The organism is Enterobacter bugandensis, from assembly GCF_900324475.1.
Lineage (GTDB): Bacteria > Pseudomonadota > Gammaproteobacteria > Enterobacterales > Enterobacteriaceae > Enterobacter > Enterobacter bugandensis.
On sequence record NZ_LT992502.1, the window covers coordinates 4,342,804 to 4,366,899 of the forward strand.

General features: G+C 57.6%; 17 protein-coding genes and 1 pseudogene. 8 read left to right on the forward strand and 10 right to left on the reverse strand.

Features of this window, described 5'->3' with window-relative positions:
- Positions 1–278: 278 nt before the first annotated feature.
- From feoA to feoC, 3 genes are read left to right on the forward strand one after another with little or no spacing between them, the layout of a single operon-like run.
- On the forward strand, positions 279–506 hold the full coding sequence (gene feoA, locus DG357_RS21130; RefSeq protein WP_006177893.1) for a ferrous iron transporter A: 228 nt from the start codon (positions 279–281) through the stop codon (positions 504–506).
- Positions 507–536: 30 nt separating this feature from the next.
- Entirely contained in the window at positions 537–2,855 is a 2,319-nt protein-coding gene (gene feoB, locus DG357_RS21135; protein WP_088205103.1) for a Fe(2+) transporter permease subunit FeoB, read from the forward strand.
- 12 nt (positions 2,856–2,867) lie between these two features.
- The gene (feoC, locus tag DG357_RS21140) at positions 2,868–3,104 is read left to right on the forward strand and encodes a [Fe-S]-dependent transcriptional repressor FeoC (RefSeq protein WP_048960506.1); all 237 of its coding nucleotides are present in this window, start codon (positions 2,868–2,870) and stop codon (positions 3,102–3,104) included.
- 33 nt (positions 3,105–3,137) lie between these two features.
- Here the strand turns inward: feoC and DG357_RS21145 are convergent, their stop codons facing one another.
- Together DG357_RS21145 and bioH are read right to left on the reverse strand one after the other, a co-directional pair.
- Complete coding sequence (locus DG357_RS21145; RefSeq protein ID WP_028014676.1) at positions 3,138–3,407, reverse strand: YdgH/BhsA/McbA-like domain containing protein; 270 nt, start codon at positions 3,405–3,407, stop codon at positions 3,138–3,140.
- Between the two features lie 111 nt (positions 3,408–3,518).
- Positions 3,519–4,292, reverse strand: coding sequence for a pimeloyl-ACP methyl ester esterase BioH (bioH, locus tag DG357_RS21150; RefSeq protein ID WP_028014677.1), 774 nt, complete (start codon positions 4,290–4,292; stop codon positions 3,519–3,521).
- Positions 4,293–4,328: 36 nt separating this feature from the next.
- Between bioH and gntX the strand changes: the two genes are divergently transcribed.
- The 3 genes from gntX (at position 4,329) to gntT (ending at position 7,272) form a co-directional block, all read left to right on the forward strand.
- Positions 4,329–5,012 carry a DNA utilization protein GntX gene (gene gntX / locus DG357_RS21155; RefSeq protein ID WP_088205104.1) on the forward strand — a complete coding sequence of 228 codons (684 nt, stop codon included), beginning with the start codon at positions 4,329–4,331 and terminating at the stop codon, positions 5,010–5,012.
- Positions 5,013–5,073: 61 nt separating this feature from the next.
- Complete coding sequence (gene nfuA, locus DG357_RS21160) at positions 5,074–5,649, forward strand: Fe-S biogenesis protein NfuA (protein ID WP_003861601.1); 576 nt, start codon at positions 5,074–5,076, stop codon at positions 5,647–5,649.
- Positions 5,650–5,955: 306 nt separating this feature from the next.
- Positions 5,956–7,272 (forward strand): gluconate transporter, encoded by a 1,317-nt coding sequence (gene gntT, locus DG357_RS21165; protein ID WP_028014680.1) that lies wholly within the window; start codon positions 5,956–5,958, stop codon positions 7,270–7,272.
- Positions 7,273–7,331: 59 nt separating this feature from the next.
- Here the strand turns inward: gntT and malQ are convergent, their stop codons facing one another.
- The gene (gene malQ / locus DG357_RS21170) at positions 7,332–9,413 is read right to left on the reverse strand and encodes a 4-alpha-glucanotransferase (protein WP_069733638.1); all 2,082 of its coding nucleotides are present in this window, start codon (positions 9,411–9,413) and stop codon (positions 7,332–7,334) included.
- 9 nt (positions 9,414–9,422) lie between these two features.
- Positions 9,423–11,816, reverse strand: coding sequence for a maltodextrin phosphorylase (gene malP, locus DG357_RS21175; protein WP_028014682.1), 2,394 nt, complete (start codon positions 11,814–11,816; stop codon positions 9,423–9,425).
- A 585-nt stretch (positions 11,817–12,401) separates the two neighbouring features.
- Here malP and malT point away from each other — a divergent pair.
- Entirely contained in the window at positions 12,402–15,107 is a 2,706-nt protein-coding gene (gene malT, locus DG357_RS21180; RefSeq protein WP_047367202.1) for an HTH-type transcriptional regulator MalT, read from the forward strand.
- A 61-nt stretch (positions 15,108–15,168) separates the two neighbouring features.
- Here malT and DG357_RS21185 read toward each other — a convergent pair.
- From DG357_RS21185 to glpE, 3 genes and pseudogenes are all read right to left on the reverse strand, one after another.
- A pseudogene (locus tag DG357_RS21185) lies at positions 15,169–15,928 on the reverse strand (DeoR/GlpR family transcriptional regulator).
- Between the two features lie 16 nt (positions 15,929–15,944).
- Complete coding sequence (gene glpG / locus DG357_RS21190) at positions 15,945–16,775, reverse strand: rhomboid family intramembrane serine protease GlpG (protein ID WP_028014685.1); 831 nt, start codon at positions 16,773–16,775, stop codon at positions 15,945–15,947.
- Positions 16,776–16,822: 47 nt separating this feature from the next.
- Positions 16,823–17,155, reverse strand: a complete 333-nt coding sequence (gene glpE / locus DG357_RS21195) for a thiosulfate sulfurtransferase GlpE (protein ID WP_028014686.1) — start codon at positions 17,153–17,155, stop codon at positions 16,823–16,825.
- Between the two features lie 188 nt (positions 17,156–17,343).
- Between glpE and glpD the strand changes: the two genes are divergently transcribed.
- On the forward strand, positions 17,344–18,852 hold the full coding sequence (gene glpD / locus DG357_RS21205) for a glycerol-3-phosphate dehydrogenase (protein ID WP_041911900.1): 1,509 nt from the start codon (positions 17,344–17,346) through the stop codon (positions 18,850–18,852).
- 36 nt (positions 18,853–18,888) lie between these two features.
- Here the strand turns inward: glpD and glgP are convergent, their stop codons facing one another.
- Genes glgP through glgC form a run of 3 tightly spaced genes read right to left on the reverse strand, consistent with a single transcriptional unit; the run spans position 18,889 to position 24,083 of the window.
- On the reverse strand, positions 18,889–21,336 hold the full coding sequence (glgP, locus tag DG357_RS21210; RefSeq protein ID WP_041911899.1) for a glycogen phosphorylase: 2,448 nt from the start codon (positions 21,334–21,336) through the stop codon (positions 18,889–18,891).
- Between the two features lie 18 nt (positions 21,337–21,354).
- Positions 21,355–22,788 carry a glycogen synthase GlgA gene (gene glgA, locus DG357_RS21215; RefSeq protein ID WP_088205105.1) on the reverse strand — a complete coding sequence of 478 codons (1,434 nt, stop codon included), beginning with the start codon at positions 22,786–22,788 and terminating at the stop codon, positions 21,355–21,357.
- On the reverse strand, positions 22,788–24,083 hold the full coding sequence (glgC, locus tag DG357_RS21220; protein WP_028014690.1) for a glucose-1-phosphate adenylyltransferase: 1,296 nt from the start codon (positions 24,081–24,083) through the stop codon (positions 22,788–22,790). The genes glgA and glgC overlap by 1 nt, the downstream gene beginning before the upstream one ends.
- Positions 24,084–24,096: the final 13 nt, after the last annotated feature.

The following is a 24,096-nucleotide window of genomic DNA, read 5'->3' on the forward strand; positions in this document are numbered from 1 at the left end:
TCACCCTCTCCCCAAAGGGGAGAGGGTGAGGGGAATAAAATCCTCCCGAAATATATGAAACCGATTGCACACCCATATTTAAACCGCTATTTATCACTCCATTAACAAATACGCTTTTTATTCCTTCCCGGGTAATTCTGCAAATATTGAGCAAGGTCAATCAGACCGCAAATTAATACGATTAACAACATCCCGTCACATTTTTATTATTGCTGATAAAAACTATTCTCATTATCATCGCAGTGTAGATTATTTAACCTCTCGTGGAATCAGGCATTATGCAATTCACTCCAGACAGTGCATGGAAAATTACCGGTTTTACCCGCGAAATTAGCCCGGCCTATCGGCAGAAGCTGCTGTCACTTGGCATGCTGCCCGGCTCATCATTCCAGGTCGTGCGTGTGGCGCCGTTGGGCGATCCTGTTCATATCGAAACCCGGCGCGTAAATCTGGTTCTGCGCAAAAAAGACCTCGCATTAATTGAAGTTGAATCTTTATCCCGTTAACAAGCCAGCGGTTTCGGTGGGTCTAATACAATGAAAAAATTAACTATTGGCTTAATTGGCAATCCTAATTCCGGCAAGACAACCTTATTTAATCAGTTAACCGGCGCGCGCCAGCGCGTGGGAAATTGGGCAGGCGTAACGGTTGAACGTAAAGAAGGCCAGTTCGCGACAACGGACAATCAGGTCACCCTGGTTGACCTTCCCGGCACCTACTCCTTAACCACGATTTCATCCCAGACTTCGCTCGATGAGCAAATTGCCTGCCACTACATTCTTGGCGGCGACGCGGATCTGCTGATCAACGTGGTCGACGCTTCGAACCTCGAGCGAAACCTTTACCTGACGCTACAGCTGCTGGAGCTGGGGATCCCCTGCATCGTGGCGCTCAACATGCTCGACATTGCGGAAAAACAAAAGCTGCGCATCGACGTCGATGCGCTCTCCGCGCGCCTGGGCTGTCCGGTGGTTCCGCTGGTTTCGACCCGCGCTCGCGGTATCGACGCCCTTAAGCTGGCGATTGACCGCCACGCGGGAAACCGCGACGTTGAGCTGGTGCACTACGCCCAGCCGCTGCTGCGCGAAGCCGAACGGCTGGCGCAGGAAATGGACAACAGCATGCCTGCAAAACAGCGCCTGTGGCTCGGCCTGCAGATGCTGGAAGGGGATATCTACAGCCGCGCCTATGCCGGACATGCGGCGGATAAACTGGACGTGGCCCTCGCCCGTCTCAGCGACGAGCTGGACGATCCGGCGCTGCACATCGCCGATGCGCGTTATCAAGCCATTGCATCAATTTGCGACGTGGTCAGCAACGCCCTTACCGCAGAGCCCAGCCGCTTTACGGCGGCGGTGGATAAGATTGTGCTCAACCGCTTCCTCGGTTTGCCCATCTTCCTGCTGGTGATGTACGTGATGTTCCTGCTCGCGATTAACATCGGTGGCGCGCTGCAGCCGATTTTTGACGCCGGTTCTGTCGCGGTCTTCGTACACGGTATTCAGTGGGTAGGTTACACCCTGCACTTCCCGGAATGGCTGACCATCTTTCTTGCCCAGGGGATTGGCGGCGGTATCAACACCGTTCTGCCGCTGGTACCGCAGATCGGCATGATGTATCTGTTCCTCTCGTTCCTCGAAGATTCCGGCTACATGGCGCGCGCCGCCTTCGTGATGGACCGCCTGATGCAGGCGCTGGGGCTGCCGGGCAAATCGTTCGTCCCGCTGATCGTCGGCTTCGGCTGTAACGTGCCGTCGGTAATGGGCGCGCGCACCCTGGATGCACCGCGTGAACGACTGATGACCATTATGATGGCGCCGTTTATGTCCTGCGGTGCGCGTCTGGCAATCTTTGCCGTCTTCGCGGCAGCCTTCTTTGGCCAGCAGGGCGCGCTGGCGGTCTTCTCGCTGTACGTGCTGGGCATCGTGATGGCGATCCTGACCGGCTTAATGCTCAAGCACACCATCATGCGCGGTGAAGCGTCACCGTTTGTAATGGAGCTTCCGGTCTATCACGTCCCGCATCTGAAAAGCCTGGCGATCCAGACCTGGCAGCGCCTGAAAGGCTTTGTGCTGCGCGCCGGTAAGGTGATTGTTATTGTCAGTATTTTCCTGAGCGCGCTGAACAGCTTCACCCTCACCGGTCAGGCGGCAGATAACATCAACGACTCTGCCCTCGCCTCCGTCAGCCGCGTCATCACGCCGGTCTTCAAACCGATTGGCGTACAGGAGGATAACTGGCAGGCGACCGTGGGCCTGTTCACCGGTGCGATGGCGAAAGAGGTGGTCGTCGGGACCCTGAACACGCTCTACACCGCAGAGAACATTCAGGAGCAGGAATTTAACCCGGCGGAGTTTCACCTCGGTGACGAACTGCTGGGTGCCGTAGAGGAGACCTGGCAGAGCCTGAAAGACACCTTCAGCCTGAGCGTGCTGGCTAACCCGATTGAGGCCAGCAAAGGCGACGGCGAAATGGCGACCGGTGCCATGGGCGTGATGGGCGAGAAGTTTGGCAGCGCGTCCGCAGCCTACAGCTACCTGATCTTCGTTCTGCTCTATATTCCGTGCATCTCGGTGATGGGGGCGATTGCCCGTGAGTCCAGCCGCGGCTGGATGGGCTTCTCCATTCTGTGGGGGCTGAATATCGCCTACTCGCTGGCGACGCTGTTTTACCAGACCGTTAACTTCAGCCAGCATCCGCGCTACAGCCTGGTCAGCATCCTGGCGGTCATCCTGTTTAACGTGATTGTGATTGGCCTGCTGCGCCGGGCGCGAAGCCGCGTTGATATCAACCTGCTGGCGACGCGTAAAACCCCGGCCACCTGCTGCAACAGCCCGGCTGGCGACTGTCACTAAGGGGAAAAACAGATGGCATCGTTGATTCAGGTTCGTGACTTACTGGCATTGCAGGGACGCATGGAGGCAAAACAGCTCAGCCTTAGCCTGCATACCCCGCAGCCGATGATCGATGCCATGCTGGAGCGCCTGGAAGCCATGGGTAAAGCCGTGCGGATTCAGGACGAAGCGGAGGGTTGCCTCTCCGGCAGTTGTAAAAGCTGTCCGGAAGGAAAGGCCTGTCTCAGGGAGTGGTGGGCACTGCGATAATAAAGCCGGGCATTGCTGCCCGGTTTTATCCTATTACTTATAGACGTCCGCAGTAGCGCGTACGTTTTTGGTCTGTTTTTCTGCGCTGGTGACGACGAAGTATGTCCCGCCCAGCTCATCCGCTTTCTTCGACAGCTCTTTTCTTGCATCCATCGGCGCGGTGGTGTCAGACGTAGAAATCTCACCAATTTTCGTCAAATTCATCCCGGCAACTTTATCTTTTTCCAGCTCTTTTGCCGCAAAAACGCCAAATGACAGTGACCCAATAACCAGAGAAGTGACAATACCTGTAACAAGTTTCATAGCCTGACTCTCCATAGGATTGTTGTTTTGATCATCGTAGGCAGAACAACCGCAACGACATCTGGAGTATGGTTGCGGTGTGTAACTTTTTCCAGGCTGGATAGAAAATAATCAGTCTAAACGTTGACTTAACGCAACCAACGCTGAACAAAATTCCGTCGGATGAGAGATAAACGGCGCATGCGCGGCTTTTGCTATGACCTGTGATTCGCTGTCCGGCCAGAGGGAATCCAGAAGTGGGACCACTTTGCGCGGCACCAGCCCGTCGAGATAGCCATAGATGCGCAGGTGCGGCATGCTCAGCCCGGCCAGCGGCTCGCGCAGATCGGCCGTTTTCAGGATCTCCAGACCGCCGTTAAGCACCTCAACGTCCGGCATCGGCAGGGAGAGCACCACCTGCTTTAACGCTCTGGCATCCTGACGCGCGGTTTCGGTACCCATTGTCTGCAAGGCGAGGAATCGCTCGACGGTCCGCTGGAAATCGTCGCTCAGCTGCTGCTGGAAGCCCGCCAGAACGTCAGGTTTGATGCCGGGCCACGCCTCTTGCGCGCTAAAGCATGGCGACGAGGCCACGGTGACCAGCGCCCTAACGCGCTCGGGCCAGGAGAGCGCAATCTGGCTTGCCACCAGCCCGCCCAGACTCCAGCCCAGCCAGATGGCATTTTGCGGCGCGGCGTCTACAACGTGCTGCGCCATTTCATCAAGCGACATCGCGCCAAAGCCACGGCTGCGACCATAGCCCGGCAGATCAACCAGATGTAACGTAAATTGCGAGGCAAGTTCCTCGCTTATGCAATGCCACACTTCCGCATTCAGGCCCCATCCGTGCAGCAGCACAAGATGGCAATTTCCTGTCCCTACGGTCTGCCACCACAGCGTCTTCATCAGTTACTGTTCTCTTTTTTCACATGGAGGTTGCACATGCTAACAGTGCCTGGCTTGTGCTGGCTATGCAAAATGCCGCTTGCCCTCAGCGCGTGGGGCGTCTGTTCCGTCTGCACGCGTTCGCTGGAAAGGCATATTACAACCTGCCCGCAATGTGGTTTACCGGCGGCGAACCGCGATTTGCCCTGCGGCCGCTGCCTGAAAAAATCCCCGCCGTGGAGCGCGCTGGTGACCGTGGATGATTATGTTCCGCCGCTGAGCGGGCTTATTCACGCCCTGAAGTTTTCCGGCCAGAGTTCGCTGGCGCAGCCCCTTGCCCGCCTGCTTTTACTGGCCGTTTTACAGGCGCGACGAACCCGCGCTTTGCCGAAAATCGACATGGTGATGAATGTCCCCTTATACCGACGCCGGCACTGGCGGCGCGGCTATAATCAAAGCGACCTGCTCTGCCGACCGCTCGCCCGGTGGCTGGGTTGTCGCTACGATGCCAGCGCGCTTACCCGCGTTCATGCCACCGCCATCCAGCATCAGCTCAACGCCCGGCTTCGCAAAAGGAACCTGAAAAACGCCTTTCGCCTTGAATTGCCGGTCCACGGCCTCCATATCGCCATCGTGGATGACGTCGTCACCACAGGCAGTACCGTTGCTGAACTTTCCCGACTGCTTTTGCAAAGCGGCGCCGCGTCGGTTCAGGTATGGTGTCTGTGCCGTACCTTGTAGCCCTTCTTCAATGGGCGTATGATTATACCCAGGTAATTTAGTCAACTATTAGGCCAAAGCTATGATCCGTATTTCCGATTCTGCACAAGCGCACTTTGCCAAACTGCTGGCAAATCAGGAAGAAGGGACGCAGATCCGCGTGTTTGTGATCAATCCAGGCACTCCGAATGCAGAATGTGGTGTCTCTTATTGTCCTCCGGACGCTGTGGAAGCAACTGACACTGCCCTTAAATTTGAACAGCTCACCGCTTACGTCGATGAACTGAGCGCGCCGTATCTTGAAGATGCGGAAATCGACTTTGTCACTGACCAGCTGGGTTCTCAGCTGACCCTGAAAGCGCCAAACGCTAAAATGCGTAAAGTCTCTGACGATGCGCCACTGATGGAGCGCGTTGAGTATCTGCTGCAGTCCCAGATCAACCCACAACTGGCCGGCCACGGCGGTCGCGTTTCCCTGATGGAAATCACGGAAGACGGCCTGGCGATCCTGCAGTTTGGCGGCGGCTGTAACGGTTGCTCCATGGTCGACGTGACCCTGAAAGAAGGGATCGAGAAGCAGCTGCTGAACGAATTCCCGGAACTGAAAGGCGTGCGCGACCTGACAGAGCACCAGCGCGGCGAGCACTCTTACTACTAATTCAGTACCCGTCTGTATTGCCCGGTGGCGCTGCGCTTACCGGGCCTGACTCCCTTGCCTTCCCCCTCTATATGTTGACCTGCGTCTCATAATTCAAATTTTGCCTCACCGGGTGATTCTCAACCACGATATGTTACCCGTATCATTCTCGTGGGCACTCAACACCCTTATAACAGCCGACTAAACTTAACTGTTTCACAGGCATCAGTATGAGTGCCGTTAACCACTCTGTTCCCAGTTGGGACAACCGGAATTTGTCGTTGAAACAATGACGTTACCCATAACAATTCAAAGGCCAGGTAAATCATGCCATTAGTCATCGTTGCTATCGGTGTTGTGTTATTACTGCTCTTGATGATCCGCTTCAAAATGAACGGATTTATCGCTCTGGTTCTGGTGGCACTTGCAGTCGGTCTGATGCAGGGGATGCCGCTGGTTAAAGTTATCAGCTCTATCAAAGCCGGTGTCGGCGGCACGCTCGGCAGCCTGGCGCTGATCATGGGCTTCGGCGCCATGCTCGGTAAAATGCTGGCGGACTGCGGGGGCGCGCAGCGTATTGCCACCACGCTTATCGAAAAGTTTGGCAAGAAGAACATCCAGTGGGCGGTGGTGTTAACCGGTTTTACCGTCGGTTTCGCGCTGTTCTATGAAGTGGGCTTCGTGCTGATGCTGCCGCTGGTGTTCACCATCGCCGCCGCGGCCAACATCCCGCTGCTGTTCGTGGGTGTGCCAATGGCTGCTGCGCTGTCCGTGACCCACGGCTTCCTGCCGCCGCACCCGGGTCCAACCGCCATCGCCACCATCTTCCACGCCGATATGGGTAAAACCCTGCTGTTCGGTACGATTCTGGCGATCCCGACCGTAATTCTGGCAGGCCCGGTGTATGCCCGCTTCCTGAAAGGCATTGATAAGCCTATTCCGGAAGGTCTGTACAGCGCCAAAACCTTCACTGAAGAAGAGATGCCAGGCTTTGGCGTCAGCGTCTGGACCTCGCTGGTACCGGTGATCCTGATGGCAATGCGCGCCGTGGCGGAGATGATCCTGCCGAAAGGCCACGCTTTCCTGGCCGTTGCCGAGTTCCTCGGCGACCCGGTGATGGCAACGCTGATTGCGGTATTGATTGCGATGTTCACCTTCGGCCTGAACCGTGGCCGCTCCATGGATCAGATCAACGACACGCTGACCTCGTCCATCAAAATCATTGCCATGATGCTGCTGATTATCGGCGGTGGCGGTGCGTTCAAGCAGGTGCTGGTCGACAGCGGCGTGGACAAATACATCGCTTCCATGATGCATGAAACCAATATCTCTCCAATCCTGATGGCGTGGTCTATTGCTGCCGTGCTGCGTATCGCGCTGGGTTCTGCAACCGTTGCGGCGATTACAGCGGGCGGTATCGTTGCGCCGCTGATTGCCACCACGGGCGTCAGCCCTGAGCTGATGGTTATTGCGGTAGGCTCCGGCAGCGTGATTTTCTCTCACGTGAACGATCCGGGCTTCTGGCTGTTCAAGGAGTACTTCAACCTGACCATCGGTGAGACCATCAAGTCCTGGTCAATGCTGGAAACCATTATTTCGGTCTGCGGCCTGGTAGGGTGTCTGCTGTTGAATATGGCTCTCTGAATCTCCTGCTCGATCGGTTCCCTCTCCCCTTTGGGGAGAGGGCTAGGGTGAGGGGCAAATTACGACTTCTTACCCACCGCCCTTCTGCGCTTATCCAAATCTTTAATCAGCCTGTTCACCCCGTCATCGGCAAACATCGTCTCAAGCGTTGTGGACAGCTTGCGGCGCCAGTTCTTGTACTGATAGCTGGTGCCCGGCACGTTCACCGGCTCCGCCATATCAATCCAGTCTTCCGGCTGCAGGCCGAGCAAAGCGCTGTTGCTGTCGGCAATATAGCGCTGCAGGCCACGGTTGAGCGTTGGGGTCATTGCCATCAGCGACGCCTTATGTCCGGCACGCTTCGGCAGACAGCCATGCTTGTGCAGCGCGTCCAGCAGCCCCTGCTTCGCCAGCTCGCGGTCCTGATACAGTCCACGCAGAACCTCTTCATCTGGATAGAGGCCCAGCGTTTTGCCGAGGGTCAGATCGCCGCTTTCCCAGTAGCCTCTGAGCGTAGGAAGATCATGCGTCGTCGCGACTGCCATTGACTGTTCAGGGTACGCTTTCGGCGCGCGGAAGGTTTTCTCATGGTCGTTCTCAAAATAGAGCACTTTGTAGGAATAAACCCCGCTGTCGCGGAGCTTGCTGACAATTTCCACCGGTACGGTACCGAGATCTTCACCGATCACCATGCACTGATGACGTTTACTCTCCAGGGCCAGGATCGACAGCAGATCGTCCACCGGATACTGCACGTACGCCCCGTGATCGGCCGTTTCACCGTACGGGATCCACCACAGGCGCAGCACGGACATCACGTGGTCAATGCGCAGCGCCCCGCAGTTCTGCATGTTCGCGCGCAGCAGGTCGATAAACGGCTCGTAGGCGCGCGCCGCCATCACGTGCGGATCCATCGGCGGCAGGCCCCAGTTCTGACCGAGCGGGCCGAGGATATCCGGCGGCGCGCCGACGGATGCTTTCAGGCAGTAAAGCTCACGGTCACACCAGGTTTCCGCGCCGCCTTCCGCCACGCCCACGGCCAGATCGCGATACAGGCCGATCGGCATTTTATAGCCCTGGCTCACCTGCCAGCAGGCGGCAAACTGGCTGTACGCCAGCCACTGCAGCCATAGGTAGAAGTCCACCTCGTCGGCATGATTTTTACAGAAGGCTTTGACTTCAGGGGTATCCACGGTCTGATACGCTTCCGGCCAGACCGGCCAGCCCCAGCGCATTTCGTCCTCTTTCACCTGATACGCGTGCAGCGCATCAAATGCCGCCTGCCAGTAGAGGCTTTCACCTTCCTGCATCACGAACTGGCGGAAGGCCGCCATCTGCTCGTCGTCGCGCTTCGCAAAGCCTTTCCACGCCAGGCGCAGAGCCGCCATTTTCAGCGCGGTCACGGAGGCATAATCTACCCAGTCCGCATCGCGGGCCTGCTTCAGCAGCTGCTGGGTGGTCTCAAGCTTCCACCACGCCTGCGCCTCTTTGCTGTTTTTGAAATCGTCTAACGCGTTAACGTCGATGTAAATCACGTTCAGCCAGCGTCGGGAAGACGGGCTGTACGGGCTCGCGCTTTCCGGGTTGGCCGGATAGAGCGCGTGGATCGGGTTGAGGCCGATAAACGCGCCGCCGCGCTCACCAACAGATGCCAGCATCTTTTTCAGATCGCCAAAATCGCCGATCCCCCAGTTGCTGTCGGAACGCAGCGTATAGAGCTGCACGCAGGCGCCCCACAGTTTTTTGCCTTCGAGCAATGCCTGCGGCTCATAGCAGCGTTTTGGCGCGACGATCACCCGGCAGTGAAAACGCTGTTCGTCCTGGGTGAGCGTCAGGCTGTGATAGCCCTCCGGCAGCTTTGCCGGAAGGTTTAACGTTTTGCCGCCGGTGGCGTGGCCTTTATGCTGATGCCCCTCTTCGGTGGTGAGCAGCCAGCTATACTCGCCGCGCCCCTCCACCGCCAGCGGCATCTTTTTGCCTGCGGTAAAGACCTTCACGTTTGGCACCGGAGCAGCCGACGCGTTCGCGTCGGTTTTGTGCATGGCATCCAGCAAACGTCTTTTGGTGTCCGCACCAATAGACTGCGGTTTGCCGTGCGCATTGATGTAACTGAGGCTAATTCCCGCCGCCTGCGCGGCACTGTCCAGACGTTTACTCTCCATCGCGCTTCCTTAGCGTTTTGCCTGCCAGATACGGGCCTGATAATCACGGATTGAGCGGTCAGAGCTGAACATGCCGCAGCGCGCGGTGTTCAGAATGCACGCCCGGGTCCACGCCTCCTGGTCGCGGTACAGCACGTCGACCTGTTTCTGCGCTTCAACGTAGGCCGTGAAGTCCGCCATCACCAGGTACGGGTCGCCGCCGTGTTTGTCCATGCTGTGCAGCATCTGGTCAAACGCGTGCTTGTCGCCATCGCTGTATTTGCCGCTTTCCAGCTCCTTCAGCACCGCATCCAGCACTTTGTCTTTTTTACGCCATTTCACCGGGTCGTAGCCTTTGGCCTTGATGGCTTTCACTTCTTCAACAGTATGGCCGAAGATAAAGATGTTCTCTTCACCGACCTTCTCGGCGATTTCGACGTTCGCACCGTCCAGCGTGCCGACGGTCAGCGCGCCGTTCAGCGCCAGCTTCATGTTGCCAGTACCGGACGCTTCTTTCCCTGCGGTCGAGATCTGCTCGGAGATATCCGCCGCCGGGATCAGCATTTCAGCCGCCGAGACGCAGTAATCCGGCAGGAACACGACCTTCAGCTTGTCGCCCACTTTCGGATCGCTGTTGATCGCCGCCGCCACTTTATTGATGGCGAGGATAATGTTTTTCGCCAGGTAGTAGCCCGGCGCCGCCTTCGCACCGAACAGGAACACGCGCGGCACGCGGTCGGCCTGCGGGTTCTCGCGGATCTCTTTGTACAGCGCCAGAATGTGCAGCAGGTTCAGGTGCTGACGCTTGTACTCGTGCAGGCGTTTGATCTGGATATCGAAAATCGCGTTCGGGTTGATCTCAATCCCGGTACGCATTTTCACAAACTCCGCCAGGCGAACCTTGTTCTCCAGCTTGATCGCGCGGTACTGCTCGCGGAATTTCGCATCGTCGGCGTATTTTTCCAGGTTAATCAGTTGGTCCAGATCGTTGGCCCACTCTTTCTTCAGGGTCTTATCCAGCAGGCCGGCCAGCAGCGGATTGCACTGCTTGATCCAGCGACGCGGCGTAATGCCGTTGGTCACGTTGTGGAATTTGGTCGGCCACAGCTGGTGATATTCCGGGAACAGATCTTTCACCACCAGATCGGAGTGCAGCGCCGCCACGCCGTTAACGGCAAAGCCGCTCACCACGCACATGTTCGCCATACGCACCTGTTTGTCGTGCACCACCGCCAGCTTCGCCCAGACGGCTTTGTCGCCCGGCCAGGTTTTCTCCACCAGCGTTTTGAACTGGTCGTTAATCTTGTTGATGATCTGCATGTGGCGCGGCAGCAGCGTTTTCACCAGCTTCTCATCCCAGCACTCCAGCGCTTCCGGCATCAGGGTGTGGTTGGTATAGGCGAAGGTGCGGCTGGTGATGGCCCAGGCGTCGTCCCAGCTCAGCTGATGCTCGTCAATCAGCACGCGCAGCAGTTCCGGGATGGCAATAGTCGGGTGCGTATCGTTAAGCTGAATGACTTCGAAGTCCGGCAGTTGCGCCAGCTTGCGGCCCGCCAGGTGATGGCGACGCAGAATATCCGCCACGGAGCAGGCGCACTGGAAGTACTGCTGCATCAGGCGCAGCTTTTTGCCCGCCAGATGGTTGTCGTTCGGATAGAGCACTTTCGTCAGCTTCTCGGCGTCGATCCCCTGCTGCTCAGCGCGCAGGAAATCGCCGTCGTTGAATTTGGTCAGGTTGAACGGATGCGCGTGCTTCGCCTGCCACAGACGCAGCGGCTGCGCCACGCCGTTACGGTAGCCGAGCACCGGCAGATCCCAGGCTTCACCGGTAATAGTGAACGCCGGTTCCCAGAGCCCCTGCTTCGTCACTTTCCCGCCGATGCCGACCTGCACGTCCAGCTGCGCGTTGTGGCGGAACCACGGGTAGGTATTGCGATGCCAGTCATCCGGCGCTTCCATCTGGTGGCCGTCGGCAAACGACTGGCGGAACAGGCCGTACTGGTAGTTCAGGCCATAGCCAATCGCCGACTGGCCGACCGTTGCCATAGAGTCAAGGAAACAGGCCGCCAGACGCCCCAGTCCGCCGTTGCCCAGCGCCGGGTCGATCTCTTCTTCCAGCAGGTCGGTCAGGTTAATGTCGTGCTCTTTCAGCACATCACCCACCTCCTGATACCAGCCGAGGTTCAGCAGGTTGTTGCCGGTCAGGCGACCAATCAGGAACTCCATCGAGATATAGTTAACGTGACGCTGGCCTTTGACGGGCTTCGCCACGGGCTGAGCATCCAGCTGCTCTGCGAGCGCCCCGCTCACCGCCTGCCACCACTGGTGAGGCGTCATCTCGTTTGCAGCATGAAGGCCAAAACGCTGCCACTGACGCGTCAGGGCAGCCTGGAATTGAGCTTTGTTGAAGGTAGGCTGTGACATAAGGGATCGGCATCCTTTAGAAAGAAAACACAAGTTGGCGCTAGTGTGCCAGGCTCATTTCACCTCTTCCTCCTCCCGTGGGGGATTAGACAGGGAGGAGTGGCGGGGATGAGCGTAAAAGTGTGATCGAGGCCACTCTGAGAGCATAGCTGGAGTGTGCCCGGAAGATAAAAAAGTAACCGGGGAGAATGTCAAAGAAATGAAATGCGGTTTTGGATGAAATTAATCCACGCGGAAATGATTGCTTACGGAGAATAATATTTCAGCAATCGGGTCCTGCCTAAGGAGATTATTAATCTCACTCAACTTTACCCGAAGTTTATTAAATTCGACGTCATTATACCTTTCTGAAACCAGTTTCAGCCCAGCCTAGTGACATCCATACAAGCCAGCATTGACGCGGCATCAAAGCCTTTTCAAAAAAGTTCCAGCACTGGCCGGAATGTTTTGTGACAGAGTGCAAATTCAGAGCCACAAAAGCCAGACATAACTTGCAATAGTTCTCTTTCTGACCGACCTTATAGCTATTAATTACGAAGCGCAAAAAAAATAAATTCTCTCGTTCCCCACAGTGAAGTGAAACCTATGTTGATTCCGTCAAAATTAAGTCGCCCGGTTCGTCTTGACCATACAGTGGTCCGCGAGCGTCTGCTGGCTAAACTTTCCGGCGCGCATAATTTCCGACTGGCGCTGGTTACGAGCCCTGCAGGTTATGGAAAAACAACGCTCATTTCACAATGGGCCGCAGGTAAGAGCGATCTTGGCTGGTACTCCCTCGACGAGGGCGACAACCAGCAAGAGCGTTTTGCCAGCTATCTGATTGCCGCTATTCAACAGGCAACCAACGGACACTGCGTCGCCAGCGAGGCAATGGTGCAAAAGCGCCAGTACGCCAGTCTGTCCTCCCTTTTCTCTCAGCTGTTTATCGAACTGGCCGAATGGCATCGCCCGCTGTACGTTGTGATTGATGACTATCATCTGATCACGAACCCGGTTATCCATGAGTCGATGCGCTTCTTCCTGCGCCACCAGCCGGAAAACCTGACCCTGGTCGTGCTGTCACGCAACCTGCCGCAGCTCGGTATTGCCAACCTGCGCGTGCGCGATCAGCTTCTGGAAGTGGGCAGCCAGCAGCTGGCCTTTACCCACCAGGAAGCGAAACAGTTCTTTGACTGCCGCCTGACCTCGCCCATTGAGGCCTCCGAAAGCAGCCGCTTGTGTGATGATGTCGCGGGCTGGGCCACGGCGCTGCAGCTGATTGCCCTTTCTGCCCGGCAAAACAACAGCCCGACGCACCAGTCTGCGCGCCGTCTGGCCGGCATCAATGCCAGCCATCTTTCGGATTACCTGGTGGATGAGGTGCTGAACAGCGTCGATCCCTCCACCCGCAATTTCCTGCTGAAAAGCTCCCTGCTGCGGTCCATGAACGACGCGCTGATTGTGCGCGTAACAGGCTGTGAGAACGGTCAGCTGCAGCTGGAAGAGATTGAACGTCAGGGCCTGTTCCTGACGCGCATGGACGACCCCGGCGAGTGGTTCAGCTATCACCCGCTGTTTGGCAGCTTCCTGCGCCAGCGCTGCCAGTGGGAGCTGGCAACGGAATTGCCGGAAATCCACCGCGCCGCCGCCGAAAGCTGGATGGCGCAAGGCTTCCCGAGCGAGGCCATTCACCACGCGCTTGCCGCCGGTGACGCCAGCATGCTGCGCGATATCCTGCTTAACCACGCGTGGGGGCTGTTTAACCACAGCGAACTGACGCTGCTGGAAGAGTCGTTGAAAGCCCTGCCGTGGGAGAGCCTGCTGGAGAACCCGCGCCTGGTGCTGCTCCAGGCCTGGCTGATGCAGAGCCAGCACCGCTACAGCGAAGTGAATACCCTGCTGGCGCGCGCCGAGCAGGAGATGGAAAGCGAAATGGATATCACCCTGCACGGCGAATTTAACGCCCTGCGGGCGCAGGTCGCGATTAACGACGGCGATGCGGATGAAGCGGAACGGCTGGCGATGGTCGCGCTGGATGAACTGCCGCTGGCGAATTTCTACAGCCGGATTGTGGCTACCTCGGTGCACGGCGAAGTGCTGCACTGCAAGGGCGAACTGACGCGCTCCCTTTCGCTGATGCAGCAAACCGAGCAGATGGCGCGCCGCCATGATGTGTGGCACTACGCCCTGTGGAGCCTGATTCAGCAAAGCGAGATTTTATTCGCACAGGGGTTCCTGCAGGCCGCCTGGGAAAATCAGGAAAAAGCGTTCCAGCTGATTCGTGAACAGCACCTGGAACAGCTGCCGATGCACGAGTTCCTGTTGCGTATTCGCGCTCAACTGCTGTGGGCATGGTCGCGTCTGGATGAAGCAGAAAGCTGCGCCCGTCAGGGTGTGAACGTGCTCTCTGGCTTCCAGCCTCAGCAGCAATTGCAGTGTCTGGCCCTGCTGGTGCAGTGCTCGCTGGCGCGTGGCGATCTGGATAACGCCCGCAATCACCTTAACCGTCTGGAAAACCTGCTCGGCAACGGTCAGTACCACAGCGACTGGGTATCGAACGCCGACAAAGTTCGGGTGATTTACTGGCAGATGACGGGGGACAAAAAATCCGCCGCCAACTGGCTGCGCCAGACGCCTAAACCGGAATTTGCCAATAACCACTTCCTGCAAAGCCAGTGGCGCAACATCGCCCGCGTGCAGATCCTGCTGGGCGACTTTGAGCCTGCCGAAATTGTGCTGGAAGAGTTAAACGAAAACGCCCGCAGCCTGCGTCTGATGAGCGACCTGAACCGCAACCTGCTGCTGTTAAACCAACTTTACTGGCAGGCTGGGCGCAAAAACGACGCCCAGCGCGTGCTGCTGGAAGCCTTGCAGCTGGCGAACCGCACCGGGTTTATTAGCCACTTCGTGATTGAAGGTGAAGTGATGGCGCAGCAGCTGCGCCAGCTGATTCAGCTCAACACGCTGCCGGAGCTGGATCAGCATCGCGCCCAGCGCATTCTGCGCGAAATTAATCAGCATCATCGCCACAAGTTTGCGCATTTCGACGAGAACTTTGTTGAACGCCTGCTGAACCACCCGGAAGTGCCGGAGCTTATTCGCACCAGCCCGCTCACCCAGCGCGAATGGCAGGTGCTGGGGCTGATCTATTCAGGCTATAGCAACGAGCAGATTGCCGGTGAGCTGGCGGTGGCGGCAACCACCATCAAAACGCACATTCGCAATCTGTATCAGAAGCTGGGCGTGGCGCACCGTCAGGACGCGGTACAGCATGCGCAGCAGCTGTTGAAGATGATGGGGTACGGAGTTTAGTTTTGTGCGGCATGATGCCCTCACCCCGGCCCTCTCCCACAGGGAGAGGGAGAACGGCTTTTCAACACAACTCTAACTGCAAATTATTATCCTTAATCACCTGCATCACGCCCGCTGGCGGCATCACGTCGGTATAGACCGCATCCACCATGCTGATGCTGCCCATGTTCACCATCGCGTTACGGCCAAACTTCGAGTGATCCACCACCAGCATCACGTGGCGCGAGTTTTCAATGATTGCGCGCTTGGTGCGCACCTCGTGGTAATCAAACTCCAGCAGCGAGCCATTCGCTGTCGATGCCGCTGATCCCCAGGATGCCGAAGTCGAGGCGGAACTGAGAGATAAAGTCGAGCGTCGCTTCGCCGATAATCCCGCCGTCGCGGCTGCGCAGTTCGCCACCCGCGAGGATGATGCGGAAATCATCTTTCTGCATCAACGTGTTGGCGACGTTCAGGTTGTTGGTCACCACGCGCAGGTTCTCGTGATCCAGCAGCGCATGAGCGACCGCTTCCGGCGTGGTGCCGATATCAATAAACAGCGTCGCACCGTTCGGGATTTGGCTCGCCACTTTACGCGCAATGCGCTCTTTTTCTGCCGTCTGCGTGGCTTTACGGTCGTGCCAGGAGGTGTTGACCGAGCTGGAAGGCAGCGCCGCGCCGCCGTGGTGGCGCAAAATACGGTTCTGATCGGCCAGATCGTTCAGGTCACGACGGATGGTTTGCGGGCTGACGGCAAACTGCTCGACCAGCTCTTCGGTGCTGACGTATCCCTGTTTTTTGACCAGTTCGATAATGGCGTCATGACGTTGTGTTTGTTTCATCAATTATCCCTGAGAATTATGTTCGTTTTCGCGCATGGAGCGTGTCGGCAAGCGCCATTGCAAGACCGACGGCGAGGCCGGTGACGTGCGCACCATTGGCGATAGACATACCAAACAGATCAAACCATCCGGCAATTAGCCATATTAACGCAAAGGCTATTAATCCGCGTTGTAAATAGATGCCGCTTTCCGGGTCGCGCTCCCCGCGAAGCCAGACGTAGCCCATCAAAGCGTAGACGACACCCGACAGCCCGCCGAACCACGGGCCGCTGAATTTATGCTGTACATAGCCGCTCAGCAGGGCGCTGATTACGGTGATGACAATCAGCTTGCCGCTGCCGAGCCGCTTCTCAACGATACCGCCGAGATACCACCACCACAGCAGGTTAAAGAGGATATGCATCACCGAGAAATGCATCAGCGCGTGGGTAAAGTAGCGCCAGACGTCAAAATCCAGCGACGGGTCATATGGCCACGCCAGCGCGATCATCACGCTCTGGTCGCCCACCACGTTCATAATAATGAAGACGATAATGCAAGCTGCCATCAGCAGCAGCGTAAACGGGCCCGCGCGCTCGCGTATCGTGGCAAGGAAGGGAAAGCGGCTGTAATGCAGTCCGCTGCCGGTCTGCCCGGATTGCCAGCTGGCCGCCAGATAACGCGGGTCGCCGGGGTTCTCAAGGAAACGCGCCAGCTCCTCGTTGACCCGCGCAGCCTGGCTCTCGTCGGCCAGCCAGACGTCGGTCTGAGTATGTTGCTGAATAGTCAGAATAACGCCCTGCGTCGCCATATAGTCGACAAACGCCTGGGCGACGCGCGGGTTGGTAAAAGAGGTGATCATCAACATGGGCAGCGGTCGCTTATTTCCACACAAAAGGGGACAGTATAGCGGGATTAGCGCTCAAACGCGTATTCCACTTCTGCCGGGAAATGACGATGCCAGGCATCGAAGCCGCCGTCGACGCTGTAAACCGCGTCATAGCCTTGCTGAATCAGATACTGCGCCGCGCCTTTGCTGCTGTTGCCGTGGTAGCACATGACCATAACGGGCGTTTCGAAGTCGTTATCGCGCATAAACGCGCCCAGCGTGTCGTTGGTCAGATGAAACGCGCCCGGCGTGTGGCCCATCGCAAAACTCTGCGGGTCGCGGATGTCCACCAGCACCGCTTTTCCCTGGTGCATCTTCTGGTGGGCTTCTTCTACGTTAATACATTCAAACTGATCCATGGTGTTCTCTTTACAGTGGTCAACGACAAGATTTTACCCCGTAGTGTACGTCCTGGCGGCGGGTAAACGCCATTATGTTATCCATATCACTCTAAATTGTTTTTTTGATGTTACCAAAAGCGCGTTCCTTTGCTATTATGAGCGATATCGAACATTTTTGAGCTTTAACGAAAGTGCATGAGGGTGTTATGGAAACCAAAGATCTGATTGTGATAGGCGGTGGCATCAACGGTGCCGGTATTGCGGTTGATGCCGCAGGACGCGGTTTATCCGTGCTGATGCTGGAAGCTAACGATCTCGCCTGCGCGACGTCGTCCGCCAGCTCCAAGCTGATCCACGGTGGCCTGCGCTACCTGGAACACTACGAATTCCGCCTGGTCAGCGAAGCGCTGGCCGAACGCGAAGTGCTGCTGAAAATGGCCCCGCATCTGGCGATCCCGATGCGCTTCCGCCTGCCGCACCGTCCGCACCTGCGTCCGGCGTGGATGATCCGCATCGGCCTGTTTATGTACGATCATCTGGGCAAACGCACCAGCCTGCCGGGTTCGAACGGTTTGCGTTTTGGCTCAGAATCGGTCCTTAAGCCGGAAATCGTGCGCGGTTTCGAATATTCAGACTGCTGGGTGGACGATGCGCGTCTGGTGCTGGCGAATGCACAGATGGTCGAGAAGAAAGGCGGCGAGGTGAAAACCCGGACCCGCGCGACCGCCGCCCGTCGTGAAAACGGCCTGTGGATTGTGGAAGCGGAAGACGTGGATACCGGCGAGAAGTTCAGCTGGAAAGCGCGCGGCCTGGTGAACGCCACCGGCCCGTGGGTGAAGCAGTTCTTCGACGACGGCATGCACCTGCCTTCCCCGTACGGCATCCGCCTGATCAAAGGCAGCCACATTGTGGTGCCGCGCGTGCATACCCAGAAGCAGGCTTATATCCTGCAAAACGAAGATAAACGCATCGTGTTTGTGATCCCGTGGATGGACGAATTCTCGATCATCGGCACCACCGACGTGGAGTACAAGGGCGATCCGAAGAACGTCGAGATCGACGAGAGCGAAGTGAACTACCTGTTGAAAGTGTATAACGCGCACTTTAAGAAACAGCTGTCGCGCGACGACGTGGTCTGGACCTACTCCGGCGTGCGTCCGCTGTGCGATGACGAGTCTGACTCACCGCAGGCCATCACCCGCGACTACACGCTTGATATCCACGACGTAGACGGTCAGGCACCGCTGCTCTCCGTATTTGGCGGTAAGCTCACCACCTACCGTAAACTGGCCGAGCACGCGCTGGAAAAACTGGCGCCATACTACAAAGGTATTGGCCCGGCGTGGACCAAAGAGGCAGTGCTGCCCGGCGGAGATATTGGCGGAAACCGCGACGATTACGCCGCGAAGCTGCGCCGTCGCTTCCCGTTCATTACCGAAGGGATGGCGCGCCACTACGCCCGCACCTACGGCAGCAATACCGAGCTGTTCCTGGGCGACGCGAAATCGCTTGCCGATCTGGGTGAACATTTCGGCCACGAGCTGTACGAGGCCGAGCTGCGCTACCTGGTTGAGCACGAGTGGGTTCGCCGCCTTGAAGATGCCATCTGGCGTCGTACCAAAGAAGGGATGTGGCTTAACGCCGAGCAGCAGTCTCGCGTGGCGCAGTGGCTGCAGCAGCATGCGGGGAAGCGTGAATTATCATTGGCGTCGTAAATGAAAAAAGCCCGGTGGCGCCACCGGGCTTTGTTTTTACAACCGCACCGGATCAATATGCCAGATGTTCTCGGCATACTCCTTGATGGTCCTGTCAGACGAGAAATATCCCATGTTGGCGATGTTGTGCATCGCCGCGCTGGTCCACTTCTCCTGCTGACGGTACAGCTCGTCCACTTTATCCTGGCAGTCCACGTAGCTGCGATAATCCGCCAGCACCTGATAGTGGTCGCCAAAGTTAATCAGCGAATCCACCAGATCGCGATAGCGGCCCGGCTCGTCGGGGCTGAACACACCGGTCGCAATCTGCGTCAGGACCTGACGTAGCTCTTCATCCCCTTCATAGAACTCACGCGGGGAGTAGCCTTTCCTGCGCAGCGCCTCCACTTCTTCGGTGGTATTGCCGAAGATAAAGATATTCTCTTCCCCTACGTGCTCCAGCATCTCGACGTTCGCCCCGTCCAGGGTGCCGATGGTCAGCGCGCCGTTGAGGGCAAACTTCATGTTGCTGGTGCCGGACGCTTCCGTTCCCGCCGTGGAGATCTGCTCGGAGAGATCTGCCGCCGGGATGATCAGCTGCGCCAGGCTGACGCTGTAGTTCGGGATGAATACCACCTTCAGCTTGTCGCCAATCTCCGGATCCTGGTTCACCACCTTCGCCACGTCGTTGATCAGGTGAATAATGTGCTTCGCCATGTAGTAAGCGGAAGCCGCCTTACCGGCGAAGATCTTCACGCGCGGCACCCACTCTGCGGTTGGATCGGCCTTAATGCGGTTGTAGTGGGTGATCACGTGCAGCACGTTCATCAGCTGACGCTTGTACTCGTGGATGCGCTTGATCTGCACGTCAAACAGCGCTTTCGGGTTTGCGACCACGTTGAGGTGCATCGCCAGCCAGACCGCCAGACGTTTCTTGTTCAGCAGCTTGGCTTCCCGCACGGCCTTGTTCACCGTCGGGAAATCAATATGCTGCTTAAGCTCGCTCAACTGGCTCAAATCGGTGCGCCAGGTGCGGCCGATATTCTCATCCAGCACGTCAGAGAGCGGCTGGTTGGCCAGCGCCAGCCAGCGGCGCGGCGTAACGCCGTTGGTGACGTTGCAGAAGCGCGTCGGGAAGATCTTCGCGAAGTCCGCAAACAGGGACTGCACCATCAGGTTCGAGTGCAGCTCGGACACGCCGTTCACCTTGTGGCTGATCACCACCGCCAGCCAGGCCATGCGCACGCGACGACCGTTGGATTCATCAATGATCGAGGCACGGCTCAGCAGCCCGGTATCGTTCGGGTACTGCTCCTGCAGCGTCTTGAGGAAGTAGTCGTTGATCTCGAAGATGATTTGCAGGTGGCGCGGCAGAATTTTGCCGAGCATGTCCACCGGCCAGGTCTCCAGCGCTTCGCTCATCAGGGTGTGATTGGTGTAGGAGAACACCTGGCACGTCACCTCAAACGCGTCGTCCCAGCTGAACTTGTGCTCGTCGATCAGCAGGCGCATCAGCTCGGGAATGGAGAGCACCGGATGGGTGTCGTTAAGGTGAATCGCGGTTTTCTCCGCCAGGTTGGCGTAGGTTTTGTGCAGCTGATGGTGGCGGCTGAGGATGTCCTGAATCGTCGCGGAGACGAGGAAATACTCCTGACGCAGGCGCAGCTCGCGCCCGGAGTAGGTTGAGTCATCCGGATACAGCACGCGGGAGACGTTCTCGGAGTGGTTTTTATCTTCCACCGCCGCAAAGTAGTCGCCCTGGTTAAATTTACCGAGGTTGATTTCGCTACTCGCCTGGGCGTTCCACAGGCGCAGCGTATTGGTCGCATCGGTGTCATAGCCGGGGATGATCTGATCATAGGCCACGGCGAGGATCTCTTCGGTTTCCACCCAGCGGGACTTTTTCCCTTCCTGCTGAATGCGTCCGCCAAAGCGCACCTTGTAGCGCGTGTTGTGGCGCTTGAATTCCCACGGGTTGCCGTATTCCAGCCAGTAGTCCGGGGACTCTTTCTGGCGGCCGTCAACGATGTTCTGCTTGAACATGCCGTAGTCGTAGCGAATACCGTAGCCGCGCCCCGGCAGCGCCAGCGTTGCCAGCGAGTCTAGGAAGCAGGCGGCAAGACGCCCGAGACCGCCGTTACCCAGCCCCGGGTCGTTCTCTTCGTCAATCAGCTCTTCTAAATCCAGCCCCATCTCTTCCAGCGCGGTTTTGACGTCGTCGTAGATACCGAGCGACAGCAGCGCGTTGGAGAGGGTGCGGCCAATCAAAAATTCCATCGACAGGTAGTAAACCTGCCGCGTCTCCTGCGAAAGCTGGGCGCGGTTAGAGCGCAGCCAGCGTTCGACCATGCGGTCACGCACCGCAAACAGGGTGGCGTTCAGCCACTCGTGCTTGTTGGCGATGACCGGATCTTTCCCGATGGTAAACATCAGCTTGTAGGCGATGGAATGCTTTAACGCCTCAACGCTGAGCGTGGGGGAAGAGTAGCTAAATGGAGCGTTCATATCAGTAACTTCGCCTCGTTACATCAAGCGTTGATAAAGGTCGCGGTACGACTGCGCCGCAACGTGCCAGCTAAAGTCCATGGACATCGCCTGACGCTGAACGTAACGCCACAGGGATGGACGGGACCACAAGACGAACGCACGCCGAATCGCCCGAAGCAGCGACCAGGCATTACTGTCTTCAAAGACAAACCCGCTGGCGATACCGTCCGCCAGGTTTTCCAGAGAGCTATCCGACACCGTATCCGCCAGCCCGCCCGTGCGGCGCACCAGCGGCAGCGTGCCGTATTTCAGACCGTAGAGCTGCGTCAGGCCGCAGGGTTCGAAACGGCTTGGCACCAGAATCACGTCCGCGCCGCCCATAATGCGGTGCGAGAACGCTTCGTGATAGCCAATCTGCACGCCCACCTGCCCCGGATGTTCCGCGGCGGCGGCGAGGAAACCTTCCTGCAGCACCGGGTCGCCCGCGCCGAGCAGCGCCAGCTGTCCGCCCTGCTCCAGTAAACCGGGCAGCGCCTCCAGCACCAGATCCAGCCCTTTCTGGCTGGTCAGGCGGCTGACCACCGCAAACAGCGGCACCTTGTCGTTGACCTTCAGCCCCATCGCAATTTGCAGCTGGCGCTTGTTCTCGGCTTTATCTTCCACCGAGTCGCGGCCATAGCGCGCGGCCAGCAGGAGATCGGTTTCAGGGCTCCAGATCTGCTCATCCACGCCGTTCAGAATGCCCGACAGGCGGCCTTCACGATGGCGCTGCTGCAGCAGCCCTTCCAGACCGTAGCCAAACTCCGGCTGGGTAATTTCACGCGCGTAGGTGGGGCTCACCGCCGTGATGTGGTCGGCGTAGTACAGCCCGGCCTTCAGGAACGAAATTTGCCCGTTGAACTCCAGCCCGTGCATGTTATAGAACGACCATGGCAGATCGATGTCATTCATATGATGCGCATAGTACATGCCCTGATACGCCAGGTTGTGCACCGTAAACACCGATTTTGCCGGATGCCCTTTTGCAGCCAGATACGCTGGCGTCAGCCCGGCGTGCCAGTCGTGCGCGTGGACCACATCCGGACGCCAGAATGGATCCAGCCCGACGGCCATCTCCGACCCCACCCAGCCGAGCAGCGCAAAGCGCAGCACGTTATCGGTATAGGCGAACAGGTTGGTATCGTGATACGGGCTGCCCGGACGGTCGTACAGGTGCGGCGCGTCGATCAGGTAAATCCCTACGCCGTTGTAATGCCCAAACAGCAGGGTGATGCGTCCGGCAAACGTTTCACGGCGGGTCACCACCTTTGCATCAGGTATGCCGCGCCGGATATCCGGGAAGGCGGGCAGCAGGACGCGGGTATCGACTCCACCGGCGATTTGCGCCGCCGGTAATGCACCAAGAACATCCGCCAGGCCGCCCGTTTTTAACAACGGGAACATCTCAGAACATACGTGTAAAACCTGCATCATCGCTCCTGTTTGATCTGCAGCTTCCGCAACATTTCCCGTGTGACTAACACGATCCCCTCTTCAGAACGGTAGAAGCGACGCGCATCTTCTTCCGCGTTTTCACCAATCACCATTCCCTCTGGAATGACGCAGGCGCGGTCGATCACGCAGCGACGCAGACGACACGAACGCCCTACCCAGACATCCGGCAGCAGAACCGCCGAATCGATATTACAGAATGAGTTTATACGCACGCGCGGGAACAGCACGGACTGCACCACCACCGAACCGGAGATGATGCACCCGCCGGAGACCAGCGAGTTCAGGGTCATGCCGTGGCTGCCGGAGCGGTCCTGCACGAACTTCGCCGGCGGCAGGGATTCCATGTGGGTACGAATCGGCCAGTTCTGGTCGTACATATCCAGCTCAGGCGTCACGGACGCCAGATCGAGGTTGGCTTTCCAGTACGCTTCCAGGGTTCCCACATCACGCCAGTAAGGCTCCGCATTCGGGTCGGACTGCACGCAGGACAATGGGAAGGGATGTGCATAGGCCATGCCAGCTTTGGTGATTTTCGGGATGATGTCTTTACCGAAGTCGTGGCTGGAGCTTTCGTCTTTGTCGTCTTCTTCGAGCAGCTCATAAAGATAATCTGCATCAAAGACATAGATCCCCATGCTGGCGAGCGATTTGGTGTCATCGCCCGGCATGGTTGGCGGGTTCGCCGGTTTTTCAACGAAGTCGATAATCTTGTCGTCCGCATCCACGTGCATCACGCCAAACGCCGTCGCCTCGGCAACGGGCACCGGCAGACACGCCACGGTGCAGCGCGCCCCTTTTTCGACGTGGTCGATCAGCATGTGCGAGTAATCCTGCTTGTAGATGTGGTCACCCGCGAGGATCACGATGTATTCCGCGCTGTAGCGGCGAATAATGTCGAGGTTTTGGGTCACCGCATCCGCCGTGCCGCGGTACCAGTTTTCCCCGTGTACGCGCTGCTGCGCCGGGAGCAGATCGACAAACTCGTTCATCTCTTCGCTGAAGAATGACCAGCCGCGCTGAATATGCTGCACCAGGGTGTGCGACTGATACTGAGTAATGACGCCAATGCGGCGAATGCCCGAGTTCAGGCAGTTTGAGAGCGCAAAGTCGATAATGCGGAACTTACCACCAAAGTGAACGGCCGGCTTGGCGCGCTTGATGGTCAAATCTTTCAGACGGGTACCACGCCCGCCCGCAAGTATCAGGGCAACGGTTTTTAATGGTAGCTGGCGCGCCAACATTAACGGATCGTTCTTCTCTAATCTAACCATGACTAACTCCTTT

Coding starts and splice junctions, on each gene's coding strand:
- feoA (WP_006177893.1), top strand. CDS start 279: ATGCAATTCACTCCAGACAGTGCATGGAAAATTACCGGTTTTACCCGC.
- feoB (WP_088205103.1), top strand. CDS start 537: ATGAAAAAATTAACTATTGGCTTAATTGGCAATCCTAATTCCGGCAAG.
- feoC (WP_048960506.1), top strand. CDS start 2,868: ATGGCATCGTTGATTCAGGTTCGTGACTTACTGGCATTGCAGGGACGC.
- DG357_RS21145 (WP_028014676.1), bottom strand. CDS start 3,407: ATGAAACTTGTTACAGGTATTGTCACTTCTCTGGTTATTGGGTCACTG.
- bioH (WP_028014677.1), bottom strand. CDS start 4,292: ATGAAGACGCTGTGGTGGCAGACCGTAGGGACAGGAAATTGCCATCTT.
- gntX (WP_088205104.1), top strand. CDS start 4,329: ATGCTAACAGTGCCTGGCTTGTGCTGGCTATGCAAAATGCCGCTTGCC.
- nfuA (WP_003861601.1), top strand. CDS start 5,074: ATGATCCGTATTTCCGATTCTGCACAAGCGCACTTTGCCAAACTGCTG.
- gntT (WP_028014680.1), top strand. CDS start 5,956: ATGCCATTAGTCATCGTTGCTATCGGTGTTGTGTTATTACTGCTCTTG.
- malQ (WP_069733638.1), bottom strand. CDS start 9,413: ATGGAGAGTAAACGTCTGGACAGTGCCGCGCAGGCGGCGGGAATTAGC.
- malP (WP_028014682.1), bottom strand. CDS start 11,816: ATGTCACAGCCTACCTTCAACAAAGCTCAATTCCAGGCTGCCCTGACG.
- malT (WP_047367202.1), top strand. CDS start 12,402: ATGTTGATTCCGTCAAAATTAAGTCGCCCGGTTCGTCTTGACCATACA.
- glpG (WP_028014685.1), bottom strand. CDS start 16,775: ATGTTGATGATCACCTCTTTTACCAACCCGCGCGTCGCCCAGGCGTTT.
- glpE (WP_028014686.1), bottom strand. CDS start 17,155: ATGGATCAGTTTGAATGTATTAACGTAGAAGAAGCCCACCAGAAGATG.
- glpD (WP_041911900.1), top strand. CDS start 17,344: ATGGAAACCAAAGATCTGATTGTGATAGGCGGTGGCATCAACGGTGCC.
- glgP (WP_041911899.1), bottom strand. CDS start 21,336: ATGAACGCTCCATTTAGCTACTCTTCCCCCACGCTCAGCGTTGAGGCG.
- glgA (WP_088205105.1), bottom strand. CDS start 22,788: ATGCAGGTTTTACACGTATGTTCTGAGATGTTCCCGTTGTTAAAAACG.
- glgC (WP_028014690.1), bottom strand. CDS start 24,083: ATGGTTAGATTAGAGAAGAACGATCCGTTAATGTTGGCGCGCCAGCTA.